Source organism: Streptomyces sp. SP18BB07, from assembly GCF_036322545.1.
GTDB classification, from domain to species: Bacteria; Actinomycetota; Actinomycetes; order Streptomycetales; family Streptomycetaceae; genus Streptomyces; species Streptomyces deccanensis.
The window spans coordinates 1-23634 of sequence record NZ_JAQYWT010000200.1; the positions used below are offsets into that span (position 1 = coordinate 1).

At 67.9% G+C, this 23634-nt stretch carries 18 protein-coding genes and 1 pseudogene; 7 read left to right on the plus strand and 12 right to left on the minus strand.

Annotated features, from left to right (window positions below; genetic code table 11):
* From PUR53_RS02180 to PUR53_RS02195, 4 genes and pseudogenes are all read left to right on the plus strand, one after another.
* Window positions 1-186, plus strand: a pseudogene (locus PUR53_RS02180) (electron transfer flavoprotein subunit beta); the annotation flags it as partial.
* 313 nt (window positions 187-499) lie between these two features.
* Window positions 500-3487, plus strand: a complete 2988-nt coding sequence (locus tag PUR53_RS02185; RefSeq protein ID WP_329907181.1) for a S8 family serine peptidase — start codon at window positions 500-502, stop codon at window positions 3485-3487.
* Window positions 3488-4930: 1443 nt separating this feature from the next.
* Window positions 4931-6574 (plus strand): LamG domain-containing protein, encoded by a 1644-nt coding sequence (locus tag PUR53_RS02190; protein ID WP_329907182.1) that lies wholly within the window; start codon window positions 4931-4933, stop codon window positions 6572-6574.
* Between the two features lie 118 nt (window positions 6575-6692).
* A complete protein-coding gene (locus PUR53_RS02195; protein ID WP_329907183.1) occupies window positions 6693-7970 on the plus strand; it encodes an endonuclease/exonuclease/phosphatase family protein in 1278 nt (425 codons plus the stop codon).
* A gap of 286 nt (window positions 7971-8256) precedes the next feature.
* Here PUR53_RS02195 and PUR53_RS02200 read toward each other — a convergent pair whose 3' ends face one another.
* From PUR53_RS02200 to PUR53_RS48060, 3 genes are all read right to left on the minus strand, one after another.
* Window positions 8257-9000 carry an IS3 family transposase gene (locus PUR53_RS02200; RefSeq protein WP_329907184.1) on the minus strand — a complete coding sequence of 248 codons (744 nt, stop codon included), beginning with the start codon at window positions 8998-9000 and terminating at the stop codon, window positions 8257-8259.
* Between the two features lie 229 nt (window positions 9001-9229).
* The gene (locus PUR53_RS02205; RefSeq protein ID WP_329907185.1) at window positions 9230-11494 is read right to left on the minus strand and encodes an ATP-binding protein; all 2265 of its coding nucleotides are present in this window, start codon (window positions 11492-11494) and stop codon (window positions 9230-9232) included.
* Between the two features lie 297 nt (window positions 11495-11791).
* On the minus strand, window positions 11792-13213 hold the full coding sequence (locus tag PUR53_RS48060) for a TetR/AcrR family transcriptional regulator (protein ID WP_443080254.1): 1422 nt from the start codon (window positions 13211-13213) through the stop codon (window positions 11792-11794).
* Window positions 13214-13491: 278 nt separating this feature from the next.
* Between PUR53_RS48060 and PUR53_RS02215 the strand changes: the two genes are divergently transcribed.
* Entirely contained in the window at window positions 13492-14226 is a 735-nt protein-coding gene (locus tag PUR53_RS02215) for an SDR family NAD(P)-dependent oxidoreductase (RefSeq protein WP_329907187.1), read from the plus strand.
* A 16-nt stretch (window positions 14227-14242) separates the two neighbouring features.
* On the opposite strand, the gene folP is transcribed toward PUR53_RS02215, so the two are convergent.
* The 9 genes from folP to pabB all read right to left on the minus strand — a co-directional run bounded on the left by folP (window position 14243) and on the right by pabB (window position 21535).
* On the minus strand, window positions 14243-15070 hold the full coding sequence (folP, locus tag PUR53_RS02220; protein WP_329907188.1) for a dihydropteroate synthase: 828 nt from the start codon (window positions 15068-15070) through the stop codon (window positions 14243-14245).
* Between the two features lie 128 nt (window positions 15071-15198).
* A complete protein-coding gene (locus PUR53_RS02225; RefSeq protein ID WP_329907189.1) occupies window positions 15199-15480 on the minus strand; it encodes a muconolactone Delta-isomerase family protein in 282 nt (93 codons plus the stop codon).
* Between the two features lie 35 nt (window positions 15481-15515).
* The gene (locus PUR53_RS02230; RefSeq protein WP_329907190.1) at window positions 15516-16223 is read right to left on the minus strand and encodes an alpha/beta fold hydrolase; all 708 of its coding nucleotides are present in this window, start codon (window positions 16221-16223) and stop codon (window positions 15516-15518) included.
* The gene (locus PUR53_RS02235) at window positions 16220-17071 is read right to left on the minus strand and encodes a class III extradiol dioxygenase subunit beta (protein ID WP_329907191.1); all 852 of its coding nucleotides are present in this window, start codon (window positions 17069-17071) and stop codon (window positions 16220-16222) included. Before PUR53_RS02235 ends, PUR53_RS02230 begins: the two co-directional genes overlap by 4 nt.
* A complete protein-coding gene (locus PUR53_RS02240; RefSeq protein WP_329907192.1) occupies window positions 17064-17408 on the minus strand; it encodes a protocatechuate 3,4-dioxygenase in 345 nt (114 codons plus the stop codon). Before PUR53_RS02240 ends, PUR53_RS02235 begins: the two co-directional genes overlap by 8 nt.
* A complete protein-coding gene (locus PUR53_RS02245; RefSeq protein ID WP_329907193.1) occupies window positions 17405-18283 on the minus strand; it encodes a bifunctional 5,10-methylenetetrahydrofolate dehydrogenase/5,10-methenyltetrahydrofolate cyclohydrolase in 879 nt (292 codons plus the stop codon). Before PUR53_RS02245 ends, PUR53_RS02240 begins: the two co-directional genes overlap by 4 nt.
* Window positions 18284-18302: 19 nt before the next feature.
* Window positions 18303-19175: a formyltetrahydrofolate deformylase gene (gene purU / locus PUR53_RS02250; protein WP_329907194.1), complete on the minus strand. Its 873-nt coding sequence runs from the start codon at window positions 19173-19175 to the stop codon at window positions 18303-18305.
* Window positions 19172-20077: a methylenetetrahydrofolate reductase gene (locus tag PUR53_RS02255; protein WP_329907195.1), complete on the minus strand. Its 906-nt coding sequence runs from the start codon at window positions 20075-20077 to the stop codon at window positions 19172-19174. Before PUR53_RS02255 ends, purU begins: the two co-directional genes overlap by 4 nt.
* A gap of 258 nt (window positions 20078-20335) precedes the next feature.
* The gene (gene pabB, locus PUR53_RS02260; RefSeq protein WP_329907196.1) at window positions 20336-21535 is read right to left on the minus strand and encodes an aminodeoxychorismate synthase component I; all 1200 of its coding nucleotides are present in this window, start codon (window positions 21533-21535) and stop codon (window positions 20336-20338) included.
* A gap of 200 nt (window positions 21536-21735) precedes the next feature.
* Here pabB and ligM point away from each other — a divergent pair, with 200 nt between their 5' ends.
* Together ligM and PUR53_RS02270 are read left to right on the plus strand one after the other, a co-directional pair.
* Window positions 21736-23139, plus strand: coding sequence for a vanillate/3-O-methylgallate O-demethylase (ligM, locus tag PUR53_RS02265; RefSeq protein ID WP_329907197.1), 1404 nt, complete (start codon window positions 21736-21738; stop codon window positions 23137-23139).
* A gap of 54 nt (window positions 23140-23193) precedes the next feature.
* Window positions 23194-23634 (plus strand): 2,4'-dihydroxyacetophenone dioxygenase family protein (locus tag PUR53_RS02270; RefSeq protein ID WP_329907198.1); only part of this gene is annotated, 441 nt, incomplete at its 3' end.

Here is a 23634-nt window from a genome sequence, read left to right on the forward strand (position 1 = left end):
GATGACCTGACCGTCGACCGTGACGACGTGGACGGTCTGCTCTCCGAGCTGGACGAGTACGCCGTCGAGCAGGCGCTGCAGATCGCCGACGAGGCCGACGACGCCGAGATCACCGTGCTGACCGTGGGTCCGGAGGACGCCTCCTTGACCGCACCCAAAGAGGCATTGACGTCGCAAGGCCAGGACCCGCCCGACCGCCCCTTGCCTCTCGCGGCGGCGCCTACCGCAACGCGCCGCTGTGAAGAATTCGTGAAGCATCGTAATATTTGAACTTTCAAGATTCTTTTTGTCGGCCACTTCTGTGACAGTGAGAGCCGCAGGGGGAAGATCGACTCATCAAATCGACCTACTTGGACCAGAGTTGGCCTACATCCACATACATTCCAGAACCGCATCCGCATTCCTGACGCCCCTCCTCGCGGGCACCCTCGCATTCGCTGGCTCGGTGGCCCCGATCCATGCGGCTGGCGCACCCCGGAATCAGTCAAGCGGCACCTACGTGGTGCAGCTGACCGACGACCCGGTCGCCACCTACGAGGGCGGACTCCAGCGGTTGAAGCGGACGGCACCTGAACCGGGGGAACAGCTCGACAGCACATCGCGTGCGGTCAGGGAGTACGTACGTCATCTGACCACACGGCGGAACTCCGTTCTGGACGCCGTCCCAGGCGTGAAGAAGCTGTACGACTACGACTACGCGCTCAACGGCTTCGCGGCCAGGCTCACCGCCGCGCAGGCCACGCAGCTGGCCACCACACCGGGCGTGGCTTCGGTGACCAAGGCCGGCATCACCCCGTTGGCCCCCGACCCGGCGGCCGCTGACGACGATCACGCCCCACGACGATCACGTTCAACCACCCCCGTCAGCCCCATGCGTGCCGCGGGCGAGACTTCGAGGAAGGCTGAGACAAGGACCGGGACAACCACATCCCCGCCCAACATCCCCCACTTCCTTGGCCTGGACGGCAAACACGGCCTCTGGTCGGAACTCGGCGGCCCCCGACACGCCGGCGAGGGCATGATCATCGGGATCGTCGACAGCGGCTTCGACCCTGCGAACCCCATGCTGGCTCCCCTCCCCGAACCCCGCCCCGACGCGCGGACCATCGCCAAGGAGTGGCACGGCGGCTGCGACAAGGGCGACGCCGACGACGCCCACCAGATCACCTGCAACAACAAGGTCATCGGCGCCGCATGGTTCCGCGAGGGTATGACCGCCCCGGATCCCAGGGACGTCCTCACCCCGCTGGACACGGACAGCCACGGCACGCATGTCGCCACGACCGCTGCCGGCAACCATGCCGTTCCCATGTCGAGCCCGGGCACCAACGTGCACGGCAAGCTGACCGGCGTGGCGCCGCAGGCGCGACTGGCCATCTACAAGGCGTGCTGGAACGGAGGCTGCCCTGAGGTGGACACTGCCGCAGCCATCGACAAGGCCGTGGCGGACGGTGTGGACGTCATCAACTTCTCCATCGACGGGCACTTGGAAAGCCCCCTCTACCGGACGGCCACGTTCAACGCCGCCAGGGCGGGCGTCTTCATCGCCGCCAGTGCCGGCAACGACTCGACCACAGGCGCCGTGCAGCACACCGCACCATGGATCACCTCGGTGGCCGCGTCCACCCACGACGTCGACTACCGGGCCACGCTGAGCCTGGGCGACGGCCGGACGTTCACCGGCCGCTCTCTCAGCCCCGGCATCCCCCCGGCATCGCTGATCGCCGCCGCCGACGCACGCAAAAAGTCGACGGACACCGGCAAGGCCGCCCTGTGCGCACCGGGCACACTGGACCCGGCCAAGGCCAAGGGGAAGTTCGTCATCTGCGACCGGGGCGGGGACTTCCCCATCGACGACAAGACCGCCGAGGTACGCGCCGTCGGAGGCCTGGCGGCCGTCATCGCCAACACACCCACCAGCGCCCAGGACTTCCTCCTGGATCAGTTCCCGGTGCCCGTGTTCATCCTCCGGCAGAAGGACGCCGCCTCCGTCAAGGCTTACGCCGCCCACACCGACGCCACCGCCGCCCTCAACGCCTCTGCCACGGCCACCCGGCGGGCTCCGCAGATCACCGGCTTCTCCAGCCCCGGCCCCGACCGCTACAGCGGCGGCGACCTACTCAAACCGGACGTGACGGCACCCGGCGATCTGATCCCAGCTGGCACCGTGCCGGGCAGCGCCTTGGGCTACCTCGGGCACTTCGGCTTCATGAGTGGTACGTCGATGGCGGCGCCGCATGTCACGGGCGTCGCGACACTACTGATGCAGCTGCGCCCCAACTGGTCACCGATGACGGTCAAGTCGGCTCTGATGACCACGGCCACCACCACCGACAACCAGGGCAAGCCCCTCACTCGGGAAGGCAGCGTTCCCGCGACCCCGCTCGACTACGGCGCCGGCCAGGTTCGTCCGGCCCTCGCAGCCGATCCCGGCCTGGTCTACGACTCCACATCCGCGGACTGGACCTCATACCTCTGCGCCGTGGGCCAGAGCCCACCCCAGGACACCGTCGGCACCGATGCCTGTGCCACCACGCCGAAAACCGACCCCAGCAACCTGAACTACGCCTCTCTTGCCGTCGGCGACCTCTACCGCCGGCAGACCCTGACCCGTACGGTCACCAACGTCTCCGGGGAGCTCTCCACGTACAGGGCGACGCTCCAGACTCCGCCCGGTTTCAAGGCTGAGGTCACCCCGAGGCGCCTGACCCTGGCGCCGGGGCGGTCGGCGACGTACCGCGTCTCCTTCACCCGCACCGACGCCGCCTACGACGCCTGGTCCTTCGGGACCCTGTCCTGGAAGGACGCACACAGCCGGCACCGGGCCACGAGCCCGATCGCGCTGCGCGCCGCACGGTTCTCCGCGCCCGACGAACTGCCGGTAGTGGACAAGAAGTCCACCACGCTAAGCCCGAGCGTGGGCTGGAGAGGCGAGCTCACCGCCAAGGTGACTGGCCTGTACGCCGGCCGGAAGACCACCGGCACCCTCACCGGCGCCGACCAGAACGACCACTTCGACTCCGGCCCGTACACCTCGGACGCGATCGCCAAGCTCCACGTCCACGTGCCCCAGAATGCCTCCTTCACCCGGGTGGCGATCCGCTCGGCCGACTTCCTGCCCGACAGCGACATCGACCTCTACGCGTTCGACACCAAGGGCACGCTGGTCAGTGACCCGCCCGGCGCCGGCTCGGACCAGCGGATCGAGCTGCCACCCGGCGACTACGACCTATACATCGTCCAGTACGCCCTCCCGGAGGGCACGAACAGCCAACACTTCACTCTGTGGACCTGGCAAGTCCGCCCGGGCGCCCCGGACATACGCGCGACGCTCGCCCCCGCCACCCAGCGGGTGGGCAACGACGACCGGCCCCGGGTCACGGTGTCCTGGTCCCGCGCCGCACGCGACACCACCTACCTCGGAATCGTCGAGTACGGCGACGGCTCAGCAACGCAGGGCCGCACGGTACTGACGGTGACGCCGTAGGCACGGCCCGCCCTCTCGCATGACTGTCCCGGGAAGTCCCAGAGGCTTCCCGGGACAGCCTGGCATGGCTGGCGAACGCGCCCAACCGTCGGCAGACGGCTGTCCCTAACCCAGCAGGGCCCAGGACTCTGGAACTGTGTGTCGAGCTCGTCCCAGCCGGTCAGCTCATGCTCGCCCCTGGTAGGAATCGCCAGCCGCGCATGCGAGCCCTCCGCAAAGCGGACGCAGCCACCGGCAGTGGACGCGCCGTCTCCGGACCGGCTCGATCCAACCGGCTGGCCGACACCGAGGACTTCGGTTCCTGACGGAAGCATCGGGGGACCAGCGTTGCGATGATGTCGAGCGCGAGGCCCGGCCTCCTCCTACGGTCATCTCGGCGTCGGCAGCCGCACCCGCGGCTGCGCGACCACGGTGCACCGGGGAGCCTGACGTCGAGGACGCGGTGCGTTCCCGCCTCGACCCGGGCGGACAGCATCAGCCCCGGGCACCTGCTCGCCGCACATCACCTTCAGAGGGCCGAGTTCACGCGACGCAAACGGCACACCCCCAGTCGATGCGGACTGGCAGACCTCCAAGCGCGACGGTGAGCAAGTCTGCCAACCGCAGTAGCGCGGTTCGGTCCAGAGCACCAACGATGACCGTCCATCACGTCGGGCTGATTCCCACCTGCGTAATCTTGTCAAAGCCACGTTCACGTGTACGCCGACGCTGGGTGCGCCGACTGCCGCCACGGGCCCGCTCACTCGCCGACGTGTGACCGTGACCAAGCCGGTCACCAAGAGCTTGAGTCCGGCCGGATCGCCTGCACACCGCGACGGTCACCCGGCACGGTCGCCAAGCACGTCGAGAAGCTCCCTGGCCAGGTCAGGGATCGGTCTTCGCGCCATGCCTTCGGGCAGGGAACCATGAGCTCACCCGTAGAACAACCCCGCAAAATCACTAGGCCCCGAAACAGGGCGCACTGGTAAAAGAACCAGTAGCCCTTGGGAACCCCAGCCCTGATCATTGTCGCCATGACGCACGACCGGGCTTGAAGCCCACCGCGACGGCTCTGGTTCCGCGCACACTGCCCGAGCACTTTCAAGCGGTCACTCCCCGGCGGTCCCATCCGCCCTTGTCCACGCGAGTGACTGGCGGCCCCACCCGCCTGCACCCAGCCCGGAGGGCTGTCCTGGCTCGGCCAGCTACGGGACACAGGCGAGTGGCGCCACCTGCCATATCCATCCTCGTCCCCTGCATGTCCCGCAGGAGGCGTCGTTGAACCTCGCTGCTGTGCATCAGCCAGCTGCGGATCCCTTGAGAAGAATGAAAAGGAGAGGCAAGACGATGCGAAGATCGAAAGTGGTCAGGCCAAACTGGGTGACTTCCCGTGGCCGGACCTTGCGGAGAGGGTGGACTTTCGCCCGTCTCGCCGCCGCTCTCAGCCTCGGGCTGACTGCGAGCGTGCTGACGACCGCCGCGCCTGCGCAAGCCGAGATCACCGACGGCCTGCTGCTGCGCTACAAGTTGGACGAGACGTCCGGCACGGTCGCTCAGGACTCCTCCGGCCACGGCCGTGACGGCACGGTCAACGGCACGGCCGGCTGGGACGGCGATGGGATGGCCTTCAACGGCTCCAATACATACGTCAAGATGCCAAACAACATCATGGCCGGGCTCAACTCGATCACTGTCGCGTTCGACGTGTGGATCGACCCGAGCATGGGCAAGCCGTACTTCTTTTACGGGCTCGGCAACACCAGCGGTTCCAGCGGCAACGGCTACCTGTTCACCACCGGAAACACCTTCCGGACTTCGGTGTCGATGACCGACTACACCGCCAAGAAGGACATCCAGCCGTCGGACGCCTCCTACCAGCTGGCCCGCGGCATGTGGAAACACGTCACGTACACGCAGACAGGCAACACCGGCATCCTCTTCGAGAACGGTGTGGAGAAGGCCCGCAACACCAACGTGACGGTAGCCCCCGGCGCGATCGGCGGCGGGACGACCACTGCGAACTACCTTGGCCGCTCGCTGTATTCCTCGGATCTGTACTTCAAGGGCCGGATGCGGGACTTCCGGGTCTACAACCGAGCTCTGTCCACCTCCGAGGTGCAAGCCGTCGCCACCGGGACGGAACAGCAGTGGGAGCAGCTCCAGGCTCTCGCCTCCCACAACGGTGCCCTCGCGGCGTTCGAGGACCCCGACATCGGGCCCGTCGTCATCTTCCCGTCGGACTACACCGGCGACATTGATGACCTGCAGACGCCGCCCGACTGGACCAACGAGTTCGGGCAGACCCCCACCGACTGGCCCACCCCCGCCACTGCGAAGAGCCCGCTGTTCACGCTCGATCAGATCACTGACCTCCAGGATGCGGTCACCGCCCAGATACAGCCCGACGGCGACACCAGCACCTATCAGCTGAATGTCTTCTACGACGGGATGCACGACCGGGTGGTGGCGCAGACCGACGCCCCGGCATCGGTCACCGACCCCTTGACCACCCAGTACGCGGGCAAGCTCGTGTTGGAGGACTACGCGTTCGAATACCCGGTTACGGGCAAGTGCACGCCGGAGAACAGGACCGCGGGCAGCGTGCTGTCCAGGCCGGCCGCACCGGAGACGGGCTTCAAGGATGCGCTGACGAAACTGCAGTGGCAGCAGGTCCAGGCCCTCGCCGACTACAACTGCGCACTCGCGGCATTCGACGACCCCACCATCGGTCCCGTCCTCATCTTCCCGTCGGACTACACCGGCGACATCGATGACCTGCAGACGCCGCCCGGGTGGACCTCCGAGTACGGAGAGATCCCGGCCGACTGGCCCGTCCCCACCACCGCGAAGAGTCCACAGTTCACACTCGAGCAGATCACCGAGATCCAGGACGCGGTCATTCGCGAAGTCTCGGCGGACGGGGACACCACCGCCTACAGCGTGGGCGTCCACTACGACGGGATGCACGACCGGGTGGTGGTGGAAACCGACGCCCCGGCATCGGTCACCGACCCGCTCCTCACCGCCTACCCGGATCGGGTCGTGATCGAAACCGTCTCCGCACCGACCCCGGCCGATACCGCCGACTCCGAGGAACTCGACGCATAACCGACTACCACGCACCCTTCACGCCGGCATCGGCGTGAGCGAGAAAGGACAGACAATGAGGATTCCCCGCCCCGGGGCATTCCGCGGAAACAGACATCGCCGTGGCGATCGGACGCGAATGCGTTTTCTTGTGCCGATGCTCGCGGTAGCCATACTGGCGGGCCTGCTTGTCTCGATCGCGACGCCGCAGCGCGCGGCGGCGGCGGTGGAGGACTACAGAGCCGCGACCTACAACATGCAGGGTGGCGCCGGCGCCGGCGGCAGCAAGTGGACGACTGATCTCCCCCAACTGATGAATGACGGCTACAACGTGATCGCGCTGCAGGAGGCCGGCCCCCAGCCACCGGCGAGCGCCGTTCTGCAGTCGACGTCCGGGTTCCTGTCAGGCAACCAGCAGTGGGCGGGCTGGCGCGTCCAGCGGTACCAGTGGGACCCGTTCCCGAGACGCGTCAACCTTCCTTGGTACATCTACTGGGTGCGAACCGACTTCGGCGGCAATCGGGTGAACCTTGCCATTCTCACCACTCACCGGGCCGACTCAGTACTGATCGCCCGGCCTGCATTCTGGGGTAACAACGGGCTGCCGACTTCCCGGCCGGCGCTCGGTATCCGACTGGGCCAAACACTCTTCTACTCCGTGCACGCACTGGCGAGCGGGGGTGGTGACGGTCGAGGACTGCTGCAAAACATCGCAGCACAGGCAGGAACTCGCAACTGGGCCGCGATGGGTGACTGGAACCGCGTACCCGATGACCTCCAGATCCAACGCGGATGGCACAAGTACAAGTCCGGCCAGCCCACCCACATGGGCGCGGGCAACTTTGACCGGGAACTCGACTACATGGTGTCCAACGAACGGATTGCCGGCTATGGCGGCTATGCCCGCGGCTTCGGCTCCGACCACCTCTCCGTCGGATTCTTCCGTATGCGGGCGAACGCAAGCGTCCAACTGCTCAACGCCCACGACGGCAACCGCGCCCTGGAGGTGGAGGCCCAGAACAGCAGCACCATTGGTTCCAGCATTGTAGCCAACAACACCAGGCCAGGAGCGTACGGCCACTTCAAGTTCGTCTCGGCCGGTAATGGCAACTACACCATCAGAGTCACGAAGACCGAGTCAGGCAGGGCGGAACAGTGCCTGGACGCCCTCGACAATCGGCTTCGCCGATACAAGTGTGACGGCTCTTCGACACAGCTCTTCGACCTCCAGCAATGGGGCGACACAGCGCAACTAAGGATCAAGCCGCTCAACCGGAGCACCTGTCTCGGGGACGACACCGACTTCGGATGGGGAACCGAGATCGTCACCACCATGGCCTGCTCGAAGGGCGAAGCCCGCTTCAACTTCCGCTTCGACAACGACCCCGGCCCGAACGCGCCGCTCCTGGTGTTCTAGGCATCGATGCCCGCCAGTGTGGGCGGGTCCGTCAAAACCGACTAGGGTAGATGTCCTTCAGGCTGTGATGAGCGCACCAAAGCCCTGAATTCGGCGCCGGGTCTACACTCGAGGACCCGAGACCCGGCCCGAATTCGGGGTGAGAGAGCCAAAGCGGTTGTTCGAGGTTCCTGGGCATTGAGCCGGAATCTTGGAGACGGGCTGTGCGGGCCCGGGTAGTTGATGTTGCGTCGAGTGCTGTCTCGTAGGCGGTGAAACTGCGTTGTCCCAGGTGGGAGTGACAGCGTCAGGTGTCGTAGCGGCGGAACGCGTCGAGGCGGGCCTCACGTTCACCGGTCCGGGTCCTGCGGCCGATCGCACTCATGGACTGGCTGACGCCGGCCTGGCGGCAGGCGTCAGCGAAGGCCAGGCTCGGGTACTGGCCCCATGGTCGGTGTGCATGACCGCCATGGCCGCCCCTGGCGAAACTGCCGCGGGTGCGTTCGGCGGCGGACAGGGCGTCGGTGACGAGGTCGGTGTGCATGTGGTCCGCGACAGCCCAGCTGGTCCGGCGGCGTGAGGCGAGGTCGATGACGATGGCCGGATACAGGAACTTCCCATCGCCCAGCGGGAGACAGGTGATGTCGCCGACATACCTCGTGTTCGGCTCGCTTGCCGTGAAGTCCCGGCCGATCAGGTCCGGGGCCTTCGCAGCGGCAAGGCCCGCAACAGTGGTGCGGTGTCTGCGGCGCAAGCGCACGCCTGACAGACCGGCCTCCCGCATCACTCGCGCGATCCGCTTGTGGTTGACGCGCTGACCCGCCTCGCGGAGCTCGGCCGTGATTCTGGGGACGCCGCAGGTGCCGTGCGACTCGCGGTGGACGGCCCGTATCCGGGCGGGGAGGCGGGCGTCGGCCGCCTGCCGGGCCTCCCGGTCCGCGGCCGTCCGACGCCAGTAGTGGAAGCTGGAGCGGACGACGCCCAGGATGGTGCACAGCCGCTGGACGTCATAACGACGCTGGTGGTCGGCAACGAACGGGAAGCGGTTCACCAGCGAGTCGCCGCGGCGAAATTCTTCGCCCCTTGCGCAGAATTTCGTGCTCTTCCTCCAGCTCACCGACCTTCTTGCACTCTCAAGGCCCCTCGTCCTGGCCAACGGATAGCCCCAGACGGCGTGTCAACATCCCTACCGCCGACACGCGTCAGTGCATCCGCGATGGTTCGCCGGTTCCGCGGCGGGCCATCGCACGAAACTGGCGCCAACGGGATGCTCGCCGCGCTCACCCGACCGGGCCCTGGGTCGACACCCACCAGCCCGCGATCTGGGCGCGGGTCCCAAAGCCGAGCTTGGCGCGGATGTTCCCCACGTGGAAGTCGACCGTGCGCGGTGAGAGGAGCAGTCTGCTGGCGATCTGCCGGTTGCTCATACCCTCGGCCACCAACGCGGCAACCTCCAGTTCCCGGCGCGTCAGGGGGCTGGGAGCAGGCGCCGGCGCGGTCGATTCGGCTTCGTCGCTAAGGGCGTGGTCGATGGCCTGGCGGGGACTGTCGTAGCCGCCGCCGACCGCGAGTGCCCCTGCGTACGCCTCCGGCCCCAGAGCTCCCACGACCGACTCCACGCACCTCGCGTGATCCTCCGGCAGCGGCGGGCCGAACGCGGAGATGCTCGTACTCACATCGCGCCACAGCTCGCGCGCGGAGCCAAGTAGCCGACCTGCTCGCTCGAACTCCCCGTAGGAAGCAGTGATCCAGGCAAGCGTTTCCAGCATCAGCGCGGTGCTGAGCGGCTCGTTGAAGCCCCGCTCAATCTCCAGCGCGGCTCGGACCAGCGCCAGGGCCCCCGTGCGGTCGCCCCGCCTCCAGGAGTCGCAGCTCAGCGTCCACAGCGCATGAGCACGCGCCCACCGCTCACCGTGCGCCTCAGCCAGGGCGACCGTCTGGCGGCCGATCTCCGCCCCACACGAGTTACCCAAATCCATCTGCACCGCGGCCAGCTGAAACAGCACGAACAGCGTCGAGGCCTCCCTCCCGGCTGCTGTGTTGGCCGCGATCGCGCGCTCGAACAACGGCACGGCCTCCACCAACCGCCCCTGGAACGCCTTCAAGGCACCATGAAGGCCGACGACCTGCGCGCGCACCATCAGATCACCATGCTGCTCGCCCAGTTCCCCCGCCTCGGCCAGCCATCTCTCGGCCGCCTCGTGGTCGCCCTGGAGCAACGCCACCCAGACCGCAGCGCAGAGCGCCCGGGCTCGGGCCGGGGTGGGTTCGGGTGCAGCGACGAGCGCGCGTTCGAGCTGCCGTCGCCCTTCGGCGAGGAAACCGCCGACGCACCAGTGGTAGCGCAACGCCGCAGCCAGCGCGAGGGTGGCCTGAGGGTCGTCGTCGCGAGACAGCGCGGCCAGCAGGTTGGCGTGTTCGGCTCGCAGGTGCGTCAGGGCCCTTTCCTGGCCGGGGCCGTACCAGCGGTCGGCGACACGCTCGGCGAGGGCGCGGTGGACATCGCGGTGCCGCCGCAGGAGGCGCTCTTCCTCGCCCGACTCGGCGAGCCGATCCCGGCCGTACCTGCGGACGGTCTCCAGCATGTGGTAGCGGGGCAGGCCCTCGTGCTCAGTGGGCAGAAGTATGGACTGAACGACCAGCCGGTCAAGGAGATCCAGCACCCTGTGCCGGGCTATGCCCTCTCCGGCACAGACCTCCTCGGCCGCCTCCAGGCCGAAACCTCCGGCGAAGACCGACAGGCGGTTCCACAGCAGTCGCTCGGTCGGGGTGCACAGCTCATAGCTCCAGTCCATCGCCGCGCGCAGCGTGCGCTGCCGTGGTCGCGCGGTCCGGCTGCCGCCCGTGAGCAGTGCGAAACGGTCTTCCAGCCGTTCCACGGTCTGCTCAAGGGTGAGTGTACGGAGCCGGGATGCGGTCAACTCGATGGCGAGTGGCAGCCCGTCGAGGTCGGCACACAGACGGGTGACCGTATTCCAGTTGGCATCGGTGATCCGAAATCCGGGCCGTACCGCAGTCACTCGGTCGCGCAGGAGTTCGACCGCTTCGTCCGGCACCTTCAGGGGCGACACAGTGAACACGTGTTCGCCCACGATGCCAAGCGTCTGGCGGCTCGTCGCCAGTACGCGCAGGTCGGCACATGCCGACAGCAATGTGTCCACCAGTTCGGCACACGCGTCGACCAAGTGCTCGCAGTTGTCCAGAACGATCAGCGCGTGGCGCTCCGCCAGGTGATCGGCAAGCCTGCCGATCACGGGTCTGCCGCCCACGTCCACGATGCCCACAGCGGTCGCGGCCGCAGTGGCCACCGCGTCGGGGTCCTGAACCGCTGCCAGGTCGACCAGCCACGTCCCGTCGCGAAAGGACTCACCAACCACGGCGGCCGCTTCCAGCGCCAACCGCGTCTTGCCCACGCCGCCCATTCCGGTGAGGGTCAGCAGCCGCGCCGAGCCAAGGATTCGGCAAACCTCGGCAAGGTCGTGACGCCTGCCCACGAACGTGGTGAACGCCTCGGGCAGGTTGCCTCGCGACACCAGGACGGACACTGCATCCACCTCCCACCAGCTCCGAACCGCGCTTGATCCATCATGTGACCCTCTGGCTCGTCCGTCGCGCGTGAGTGCTCGCGCGCCCCGTCGTACGCCGTCTCGTCCTAGTCGGTCCACATGCAGGCGCCCGACCTGGACTCCGTCTTCACCGGGGACCCTGTTGACGCGCGACGGCAGCCCCGATACCTGAACCCGCACCTGTGACGAAGGCGACCTCGCCCATGAGATCGCTCATGACTTCCTGACCCTGGTCTCCGTGTCTTGTCGTGGGCTGTGGTGAAGGCCGCCACCGGGTCACCACCGTCCCAGTTCCAGGGGAAGCGCGTGACCTGCCGCAGAGCGGAGTGGTAGCGCTCGACCAGCGAGCGGAGAGGCAGCACCGGTGTCGGGGCCGAGGGCAGAGCGGCGGCCCGCACCCCGTCGACAAAGTCCAGCCACTGGCCGTAGCTGCCGCAACCCCAAGGTGACAGATAGCCGAACATCTGCGAAATGAGCTTCCCGGTTCCACGGGTCCCGGCTGGTGATCTCGTGCCACACCGAGACTACCTCGTTGCTGACCTGCGCCACAGCCGGAGCAGACCGAGCCGCCCGATCCACGGCCAGGGATTTTCTGGTCGCAGCCTGGCCGCCCCGATGCAGGGCACGCCACGCCGACTCGGCCTCCTCCCGCGTCGGCGGCATGAGGCGGCCACGCGTCATGCCCCCGAGGCGTAGAGGATCAGTGCGTAGGTGGGCGGGGTCTACGCGGCGCCGCCCGACGACGAGATGATCTGGGGCGCCCTCAAGAGCTACGAGGGCACTGACATCCCCCACGAGGTACTGGGTGTTGCCGAGGCCCGTACTCGCTTCCCCTGGTTGCGGGTCGGGGACGGCGAGAGCGTCATCCACGAGCCCGGCACCGGACGGCTCCACCCGGAACGGGCCATCGTCGCGCACACCGACCTCGCACGCCGGTACGGGGCCGAGATCGTCGGCCAGCTCCAGCTGGAACCGGATGTGTGCCGACAGCGTTTCCCGGAGCCGCGCCAGTGGCTCGCTGGAGTGGACGGCTCCCCGCACCGCTTTCAGGAAGTCCACCAGCATCTTCTCGATGGCCGCGAGATAGATGTCGTCCTTCGACCTGAAGTGCCAATACAGAGCAGGCGTGGACATGCCGACGTGTTGGGCGATGACTTTGAGGCTGGTGCCGTCGTAGCCGTGCTGGGCGAACAGGACCTGAGCCGAGTGCAAAATACGCGCCGTGCTCTCGGTGGCGTCACCGCCGACGTCGCCGGTGGCGGCCACGGTGGGTCGGGTGCTGGTCATGTCGCGCCTCGGGTCGGGTCGGATGCCGTACCCGAGACGCCCGCGCCGGGCAGCCGCAACGCCTTCTTGTCGAGTTTTCCGACGCTCGCCTTGGGAACTTCGGGCACCACGGTCAGGGAGACCGGGAGCCACCTCCTCGCGGGTCTCGTGCCGGACCAGGACCGAACCGCTGACGACGCTGCGCTGCTCATCGTCCGCACGCGGGGCATGCGGGCTGACGACGTCGTCTCGCTCAGCCTTCCCGAGGACCCGAGGGCGGCAGCGGAGGCCCGCGAATACGTCCGTAGGCAACTCGCACGCTGGCATCTGGACGACCTCGTCATGACGACCGAGCTGCTGGTGAGCGAGCTGATCGGCAACGTGATCCGACATGCCAGGGGCCCTGTGCAACTGCGCTGCTGCGCGGCCCATCGCTGATCTGCGAGGTTTACGACGGCAGCCTCACATCCCCCGCATCCGGCGTGCGGGCTTCAACGACGAAGAGGCCGGGGACTCCATCTGGTGGCTGCCGTGTCCCAGCGATGGGGCACCCGTTTCCTCGGCGACGGGAAGTGCATCTGGGCCGAACAGGAGCTGCCGGTCCGGGACGGATGACGCGCCCAAGAGCGGTCATTCGGTCGATGAACCGGATGATCCGCCGCGGCTAGCGTGATCGTGTCCCCCGTCCGGCGGCCTCAGGAGAACACGACATGACCGTCTCTGACGGACCCGGCACCCGCGTCGCGGTAATCACGGGCGCGGCAGGTGGCCTCGGTGGCGCCCTCACACGTCGGCTGGTGGTGGACGGGTTCACCGTCGCGGCCCTCGACATCGCCGACGTCTCCGAGACAGAGGGCGCCCGGTCCTGGCGGTGCGACGTCAGCGACCCGGCCGCGACCCGACGGACGGTTCGGGAGATCGTCGAGACGTACGGCCGCATCGACGTCCTCGTCAACAATGCCGGGCTGCTGTCCGGCCGAGCGAGCCTGCTGGAGGCCACGCCCTCGGAGATGCACCGCTTCTTCGACGTCAACTCCGTCGGTCCGCTGCTCATGGTGCAGGCCTGCTTCCCCTGGCTGAAGGAGAGCGCACACAGCGGACGCGTCATCAACGTCGCCTCCCGCACCTTCTTCACGGGTGCGCCGGGCCAGCTCGCCTATGTGGCCAGCAAGGGGGCGTTGATCGGGATGACACGAGTGATGGCGCGCGAGTTGGGTGAACACCGGATCACGGTCAATGCGGTGGCCCCTGCCCAGGTCGCCACGCCGGGCACCAGGGCGCACTCGGGAGACGAGGCCTTCGCCGAGACCATGCGCCGGCAGGCGATCCAGGAGTTCGTCACGCCGGAGCACTTCGCCGGGCTCGTCTCCTATCTGGCCTCGCCGGACGCCGCTTTGGTCACCGGACAGACATTGGTCTGCGACGGCGGCGGGCTGCTGCACTGACCTCGACGCCCACTACTCAGCGTCCGCGCCCCCAGACGGCTTCGAGAAGAGCCACCGTGTCCAGAGTCTCGGCGACATCGTGGACGCGCATGACGTCGACCCCGGCGCACCAGGCAGGCGCGACCGCCGCGAGTGAGCCGGCGAGGCGGTCGCCGACCGCGCGGCCGGTCACCTCTCCGAGGAAGGACTTGCGACTGACGCCGAGGAGTACGGGGACCGCGAGAGAGCAGAGATCCGGCAGTCGCTGGAGGAGTGTGAGGTTGTCCTCCGTGCTCTTGCCGAACCCGATACCGGGATCGATCCAGACCTCGCGCGAGCCACCGGCCCAGGCTGCTCGGGCCAGGGCCCTCAGGTGGGCGGTTACCTCGGCGTTCACGTCCTCGTACACCGGGAACTCCCCGGGGAGGACGGGCACCGCGTGGGCGTGCATACCGACGTAGCCGACGCCGAGCCGCCCTGCGAGTGCGTACAGACGGCCGGAGACGTCGTTGATGATCGACGCACCGGCGCGCACCGCCTCCTCCGCCACCTCCGGGTGCCGGGTGTCGATCGAGACTCGGCCCAGACCGGCCAGCCGGGCCACCACCGGGACGACGCGGTCGAGCTCCTCGTCCGGGAAGACCGGCACGGCACCCGGCCGGGTCGATTCGCCGCCGACGTCCACGGACCAGGCACCCTGCTCGAACATCTCCCGACCGGCAGAGATCGCCTGCTCGGTCGTGTCGAATCTGCTGCCGGACCAGAACGAGTCCGGGGTCGCGTTGACGATGCCCATCACGCGCATCGGCCCGACGTCAGGCCGGGCCCGTGTCGCGTCGACGAGTGCTGCGGGGTGCTCGGACATGGAAACTCCCAGGGTCGGGCCTCGCGGTATCGGTACCGGGCGACGCGATCGCACCGGTAAGGAAGTGACGGGCCGGAGGCCGCGCTGCACAGGACCGGCCTGTGGCGGGCGGCGTCCGGCCGTACGCGTCACTTCTTCCGCTCCTGCGGGTGGGTGGCCAGTGCCTCGACGGTCACGTCCATCCACTTCCACAGGGGCAGCGAGGTCAGTGCGTCGTGCAGCGCGGCCGGGTCCTCGGCCTCGTACAGGCCGATGGTGGCGTTGCGGCCGGGGACCCGCCACAGGCGCTTGAGGATGCCTGCCTCACGCAGTTCCATGGCGCGCTCACGTTCGGCCTTGCGGAGCTCCTCGCGGTCCTCGTCCGGTGTGGCGGGCGGCAGCAGGTTCTCCGTGCGGACCAGGAATTCCATGGCTTTCTCTCCTCGGACGGCGCCTGGGAGACGCCTCAGCCGGCGTCGATGGTGAGCAGCAGCTCCGCGAGTTCCTCGGGAGCGGTGACCATGGCCTCGTGGCCGGTGGTGATGTGGAGTACCGGCCAGCCGAGGGCCATGGCCTTCTCGGCGTGGGGCTTGAAGACCCGCATCCAATCGGTGCACTCGATGTACACGGCGGTCACGCGGTCGCAGTCGCCGGTGATCCTCAGGGGCTCGGTGTAGCTGAGCCAGGGGTGCGGGGTCAGGCGGGGGCCCAACCAGTCGAGGTCCTCCTGCTCCGTCACTCCGAGCACGGTCAGCGACCGCACGGGGATGAGCCAGCCGAACCCGGGGCCGGCGACCGACTCCCGGTAGTGTTCGGCCACCGTCTCGGGCAGCAGATCGATCGCGGCGTCTCCGTCGTGACCGACGAAGGCGTCCAGATAGACCCTCTTGGCGATCCGGTCCGGCACGCGGTCGGCGACTCCCGTCACCACTTGTCCGGCGTAGCTGTGGCCCACCAGCACCACGTCGTGGAGGTCCTGGGCCTCGATCAGGGCCACCACGTCCTGGACGTGGGTCGACAGCCCCACGGAGGGCCCCGCGAGGTGGGCGCGGTCACTGATCCCGGTCAGCGTGGGGGCATGGACCTCGTGGCCGGCGGCGCGCAGCGCCGGTATCACCCGCTGCCAGGCCCAGCCGCCGTGCCAGGCTCCGTGGACCAGGACGAAAGTACTCACTCCGCCCCCAGGTCCTGGAACAGCGCGAGCGCGGCGGCCGTGTTGGAGGCCGGCACGTGATAGGTGTCGTGGATCCGGGTGACCCGCTCGCTCAGGGCGCCGCGCATGATGAGCCACATGATCAGCTCTATGCCCTCGGTGCCCGCCTCGCGGACGTAGTCCTCACGCGTGAGCGCGGCGAGCTTCTCGGGCTCACTCTCGATGCTCCGGAGGAACATGCGGTCGAAGTCCTCGTTGATCAGCCCGGCCCGTGCTCCGGCCAGCTGATGCGACATGCCGCCGGTGCCGAACACCGCGACTTTCAGGTCCTGCGGGAACGACCGGATGGCCCGGCCGAGCGCCTGCCCCAGCGCGTAGCATCGAGCCGCCGTGGGCTGCGGGTACTGGATCACGTTGACCAGCACGGGCACGACCGCGCACGGCCATGCCTCGCCCGGGTCGGGACAGTACACCGAAAGGGGCACGGTGAGGCCGTGATCGACGTCCAGCCGGTGGAAGGTGGCGATGTCGAACGAGTCGTCCATCAGCGCGCTCACCAGGTGCGCGCTCAGCTCCGGCGCACCGATGACCGGCGGCACCGGGCGGCGCCCCCACCCTTCGTCCGCCACGTCGTACGACTCGGCGGTGCCGATGCCGAACGTGGGCACGAGGTCCAGGCCGACCGCGTTCGCGTGGTCGTTGTAGATGATCACCGCAACGTCCGGCCGGTGCTCGGCCATCCACTCCCGCGCCGGCGCATAGCCGTCGAACAGCGGCTTCCAGTACGGGTCCGCCGTCTTGCCGTGGTCCATCGCTGCGCCGATGGACGGTACGTGCGAGGTCCCCAGACCCCAGATGACCTCAGCCAAACTTCCGCCCTCCCTCACGCATGACCGCGGTGAACTCCTCGGCCGACATTCCGGTGAACACCCCGCCGAGGTACTGCATGGACTTCTGGTCCAGCACGGCGAGCTTGAACGTGTAGAAGATGGAAGCGCCCAGATCCAGCATCCCGACCCAGTCGCGCTCCAGGATCGTCCTCTTCTGCTCCGGGGAGAGGCCGAAGACGTCGCAGTAGTCCGACTCGTCCTCGCTGAACCTACGCCGGTTCTCGGCGTCCGCCAGCGACCCGCACAGTCTGTTGATCGCGTATCCCCGCCTGCTCGCCGACAGGTCGAGCAGGTAGTTGTCCTGAGCCTTGGTCATGTCCACCCCTTCAGCGGAACCCTGCTGCGCCGCCACCCCGTCTCGCGCTCCCATGCCGCCCTGACGGTCTGGGTCAGCAGGATGGCGATGGTCATGGGGCCGACGCCGCCGGGAACAGGGGTGATGTACGACGCCCGGGCCGCGGCCGCCTCGTACTCCACGTCCCCGCTGTTGTCGGCGTACCCGGCGTCGACCACGACGGCCCCGGGCTTGATCCACTCGCCGCGGATCAGCCCCGGCCGTCCGGCGGCCGCGACCACCACATCCGCCTCTGCGACCCGTTCGGCGAGGCCGACCGTGTGGGAGTGGCAGTAGGTGACGGTTGCGTCTTGAGTCAGCAACAGCATGCCCACGGGGCGGCCCAGGATCGCGCTGCGGCCGACGACCACCGCGTGCTTGCCCTTCAGCGGGATGTCGTACGCGTCGAGTAGCGCCATGATGCCGCCCGGTGTGGCCGAGTTGAATCCGCCCTCCCCGAACGCCGTGGTGGCGAAGGAGGTGCGGGTCACGCCGTCGACGTCCTTGGCCGGGTCGATCGCCTCGAAGGCTGCTCGCTCGTCGATGTGTGCGGGGACGGGGTGCTGGAGCAGGATCCCGTCGACCTCCGGGTCCCGGGACAGGTCCCGAATCTGCCGTACCAACGTCTCGGTGGTGATCCCGGCGTCCAGTTCGATGCGCCGAGATCGCATACCGACCTGCGCGGAGCGGTTGGCTTTCATGCGGACGTAGGTGTGGGAAGCAGGATCGTCACCGACCAGCACAGTGGCCAGAACGGGAACGCGTCCGTGCTCATGGACGAACTCTGCGACGTCGTCCTTGACTTCCTTGAGGAGCGTCGCCGAAACGGCTCGGCCGTCGAGTATCTGTGCGGTCACTGGATCTCCTCAGACCTGCCTAGAACACCACGGTGGTGTTGCCGTCCCGGATGACGCGGTCCTCGCAGTGCCATCCGACCGCGCGGGACAGCACCAACCGCTCGACGTCCGCGCCCCGGCGCTGCAGTTCGCGCACCGATTCCCGGTGGGAGACGCGGATCACGTCCTGCTCGATGATCGGCCCCTCGTCGAGGTCCTCGGTCACGTAGTGCGCCGTCGCCCCGACCAGCTTCACGCCCCGGTCCTTCGCCCGCTGGTAGGGGCCCGCGCCCATGAACGCCGGCAGGAACGAGTGATGGATGTTGATCACTGGGACACCGACCTCGGCCAGGAAGTCACCGGAGAGGATCTGCATGTAACGGGCCAGGACGACCAGGTCCACGTTGCCCTTGAGCAGGTTCAGCTGCTCCTTCTCCGCAGCCGCCTTGTCGCCCTTCTCCACGGGCACGTGAAAGTAGGGAATGCCGAACTGCCGTACCTCGTCGCCGAGATCGGGGTGATTGGAGATCACCATGGGCACGTCCATCTGCAGTTCGCCGCGGCGGTGCCGCCAGAGCAGGTCGAGCAGACAGTGGTCCGTCTTCGACACCAGGACCGCCACGCGCTTGCGGCGCCGTGCCTCCACCAGCCGGAAGTCCAGGTCCAGTTCCTCGCCGAGCTTGGTCCGCAGGGCGTCGTGCAGTTCGTCGAGACGTCCCGACAGGCCCTGCAGACGAAATTCCGTGCGCTGGAAGAAGCGTCCGCCCACGGGATCGCTCGACGACTGGTCGAGCCAGACGATGTTGGCCCCCTGCTCGGTCAGCGCTCCCGACACACTGGCGACGATGCCGGGACGGTCCGCGCCCTGGACGATCAGGCGCCCGAGGTCGGGGTCGTGGTTCAGCTCGGTCATGGCCGCTCGTCCCTTCCGAAGGTCTCGGAGCTCCTGGCGGAGACCGCTGACAGCAGTCGCTGCCGCCAGAGCTCGGTCTGGCGCAGCTCGTTGAAGGTGAAGATGTGCAGTCCGCGGACGTTGCCGGCGGACCTGGGCACCGCGGCTCCCAGCTGCTTTGCAAGCCTGGTCGGGTTGTAGCCGCCCGGCAGCAGGAACCGCCAGAGCAGACTCTGCTGCTTCTGCAGGAACCGCGCCGACTGGCCGAGCCCGATGCCCGCCGAGATCCGCATCAGCTTCTGTCGGTTCACCGGCCCCGGCATTCCGACGTACACGGGCAGATCGATGCCCGCCGCCGCGATCCCCGAGGCCCAGTCCGCCGTGGTCGTGGCGTCGAAGCAGATCTGGGTGAGGATCCGGGTCGCCAGCGGTGCCTTCTGCTTCAGGGCCAGGTCGAGGGCGTCCCGCGCTATGGCGGCGTGCCCCTCCGGGTAGCCACCGATACCGACGGCGTCGAACGGGTGGCCCAGCTCCTCCATGGTCCGCAGCAGCGAGTAGGCGTCCTGGAACGAGCCCGCGGGCTTCGGGGCGTCACCGCCGACCACGAAGACGGACCGCACCCGGGCCTCTTGGAGGCGGACGACGACGTCGGCCACGTGCTGCTGGTCGACGAACTGGCGTGCCGGCAGATGGGGTGAGACGGAGTAGCCGTGCCGCATCAGTCGCTCGGTGAGGTCCAGGGTCGCGTCGATGCCCTTGGCCTCGGTGACCGTGACGGCCAGCGGAACCTCGACCGGGACGCTGTGGAGCACATCGCGCTCGGTGTTCTTGAACGGCATCACCTCGTAGCTGATGTTGCGCACCAGGTCGACGAGGTGCGAGCGCCGACGCCCGGCACGGGCGTCCTCCCGCTGTATGGTCATGGCGTTGCCTCGGTCCTTCCTACGGGCTTGGGGAACATCCCTCGCGGCTCTTGCCCCTGCGGGCGGAGACGGGTCGGAGAATGCGCCGACATCGCGGATTTCCGCATCCAGGGTGTGACTCACCGCGAAACGAACGGCGGGAAGCGTCCTGACCGCTGCCTCCAGTAGAGCGAATCGCCGAGCCCATTTCGTCGGGCATCAAGGCCGATTCGAGCGAGACAAATGACGGAGAACTTCGCGGCGGACGCGCCGTTGTCCTCAGCAACCGGCGCGGAGGCAGCGCATGAGCACCTCCGCCTTGGACCGGAGCTCGTCGTACTCCGCTGACGGTTCGGAATCCCAGGTGATGCCGCCGCCGGTTCCGTAGGTCGCCGTGCCGGTGTCCCGGTCGATCAGGACGGTGCGGATGGCGACGTTGAACCGGGCGCGAAACGGTCCGCCGGCCGGCGCCACCATTCCGACCGCGCCGCAGTAGACGCCTCTCGGGCCGCTCTCCAGAGCACGAATGATCTCCATGGTGCGGCGCTTGGGGGCACCGGTCACCGAGCCGCAGGGGAAGAGGGCCCGGAAGACGTCGGCGAGACCGACGTCCGGCCGCAGTTCCGCCGTGACGTCGGAGGTCAGCTGGTGCACGGTGTCGTACTGCTCGGCCCGGCAGAGATGCGGGACATGCACGGTGCCGATGGTCGCGATCCGCGCGAGGTCGTTGCGGACGAGGTCCACGATCATGACGTTCTCGGCGCGCTCCTTGGCGCTGGCCCGCAGCCCGGCGACGATCCGGGCGTCCTCGGCCGGCGTACGACCACGCCGCGCCGTACCCTTCATGGGCCTCATGCGCACCTGGTCGTCCACGATTTCGAAGAACAGCTCGGGGCTGGCGCCGGCGACGACGAAGCGGCCCAGGTCGAGGTATACGTTGTAGGAACCGTTCTGACCGAGCGCGAGGGCGGAGTAGAACGCGGGCAGATCGCCCTTCACCTCGCCGGTCAGCCGCGTGGTCAGGTTGGTCTGGTAGGTCTCCCCCGCGGCGATGTGCCGCTGGACGGCCTGAACACGGTCCCGATGGACTTCCGGCCCCCATTCGGCGTCCCATTCCGCGGAATGGAAGGCGGTTGGGGCGGGCGGTCGCACCACCGGCACGATGGTCGGCTCGGGGCAGATGCCGAACCAAACGAGTGGCAGTCCGTCCACCGGCCGATGGGCGGCGAGCTTCGGATCGAGGCCGGTGGCCGCCTCGTAGGAGACGAATCCGAACGCCCACGCCCCACGCGCCGTCGCCCGGTCCACCTCCTCGAGCAGGGGTGCGACGTGCTCGGACCGGGTCGCCTGCAGAACGTGGGCGGCACGAGGGAATTCCCAGGCCAGACCGGCACGGAGATCGTCGAACCGTGCGCTCGCGGAGTGCGGCCTCACGGCACCGCCACCCGCGTCACGGTGATCTTTCGGCGGATGCGTCATCCCATCGACTCTAGGCGCGGCGCAGCGGCCAGCGGGACGGCCCTATGACGGTACGTGGAGGGACGGACCCACCGGCTGAACCGAGTCGGATGACGTAGTCCACTCCAGCCATTCCCCCGATTCGCGCCGCTCGATTCGAAACGAAACTTGGCGCCGAGGCAACCGCCAACGGCGTCGAACAAGAACGGGACGGACAACACATGAGCGCCAAGAACCTGCAGGAAGTTCTCGACCAGGCAGGCAACACGGTGGAGCTGCTGCGCAACTCCCAGCTGGGTGCCTACATCTACCCCGTGGTGCCGTCGGAGTTCACCAACTTCCGCCGGGAGGTGCAAGCCTGGAACCAGACTGCTGTGCTGTTCGACCAGTCTCACCACATGGTCAACCTCTTCATCTCAGGACCAGACGCGCTGCGACTGATCTCCGACACCGGAATCAACAGTGTCGCGAACTTCGCGGTGAACTCGGCCAAGCAGTTCGTCCCGGTGACCCCATCGGGAGGAGTGATCGGCGACGGTATCCTCTTCCGCGAGGCAGATCAGGAATTCACCTACGTCGGACGTGCTCCGGTCGCAAACTGGCTCGCCTTCCGGGCCGAGAAGGCGTACGACGTCGAGCTGCGCGTGGACGCCCGCTCCCCTTCCCGGCCGTACGGCAAGCAGGTGACACGCGACCTGTGGCGCTTCCAGATCCAGGGCCCCCGGGCGTGGGAGGTCATCGAAAAGGTCAACGGCGGCCCCGTCGAGCAGCTGCGCTTCTTCCGTATGGACCACATGAACATCGCCGGCGAGAGGGTCCGCACCCTGCGTCACGGCATGGCGGGGGCCCCGGGCCTTGAGCTCTGGGGACCGTACGAGACCTACGACAAGGTGCGGGACGCCATCCTGGAGGCAGGCGCCGAGTTCGGGCTGGAACCGGCGGGCGCGCGTGCCTACTCGTGCAACACCCTGGAGTCCGGGTGGATCCCGTCGCCCCTGCCCGCGATCTACACCGGCGACGCGCTGCGCGCCTACCGGGAGTGGCTCGGCGCCGACAGCTACGAGGCGACCAACGCCCTGGCCGGCAGCTTCGTCTCCGAAAAGATCGAGGACTACTACGTCAACCCGTGGGAGCTGGGCTACGGAGGGTTCGTCAAGTTCGACCACGACTTCATCGGGCGGGACGCGCTGGAGGCCGTCGCCCCGGAGGCCCAGCGACGCAAGGTGACCCTCGCCTGGAACCCCGAGGACGTGGCACGGCTGCTTGCCTCACCGGTCGACCCGGAGGGACCGGGCTACCAGTTCTTCGACCTGCCCAACGCCAACTACGGGTCGTCCAACTACGACGCTGTGCTCGACGCCGACGACAACGTCGTCGGTCTGTCCATGTTCACCGGTTACAGCGCCAACGAGCGCAAGGCCCTGTCCCTGGCCACCGTCGACCCGGGTGTCCCGCTCGGCGCCGAGGTCCGTGTGATGTGGGGCGAGCCGAACGGTGGCAGCCGGAAGACGACCGTCCAGCCCCACGAACAGTTCGCCGTGCGCGCCATCGTCAGCCCGGCGCCCTACTCGGTCATGGCGCGCGAGAGCTACCAGCCCGGCTGGCGTACCGGCGGCGGCGTCTGACACCGCCCGTGCAGTAAGTCCCGTTCAAAACAGATGGATGCAAGGAGGCATCGTATGTCTGAGGTGGAGAAGGCGGAGAAGTCGGGAATGACGGCGCCGCCGTCGACGGCGTACAAGATCGTGGACACACCGCAGTTGTACCGGGACGTGATCGAACGGTACGGGGTGGACGGCACCCATGTGGGGATGTCGGAGGAGGAAAGCCCGTGGGTCCCCTTCGGGGAGAACGCGGCCATCCGTCACCTGGCGTTCGACGTACGGAGCAACACCTTCAGCAACATCCTGTGGATCAAGGGCCCGGGCGTGATCGGCACCCACAACCACCGCGGAACGGTGGTGATGGTGTGCTTGGAAGGCAGCTGCCGCTACCTCGAGTACGACTGGGTGGCCGGGCCGGGCAGCTTCATCTTCGAGACACCCGGGCTGTCGCACACCCTGGTCAGTGATCACCCCGACGGTGTGAAGCTCTTCGGGTGGCTGCAAGGACCGATCGAC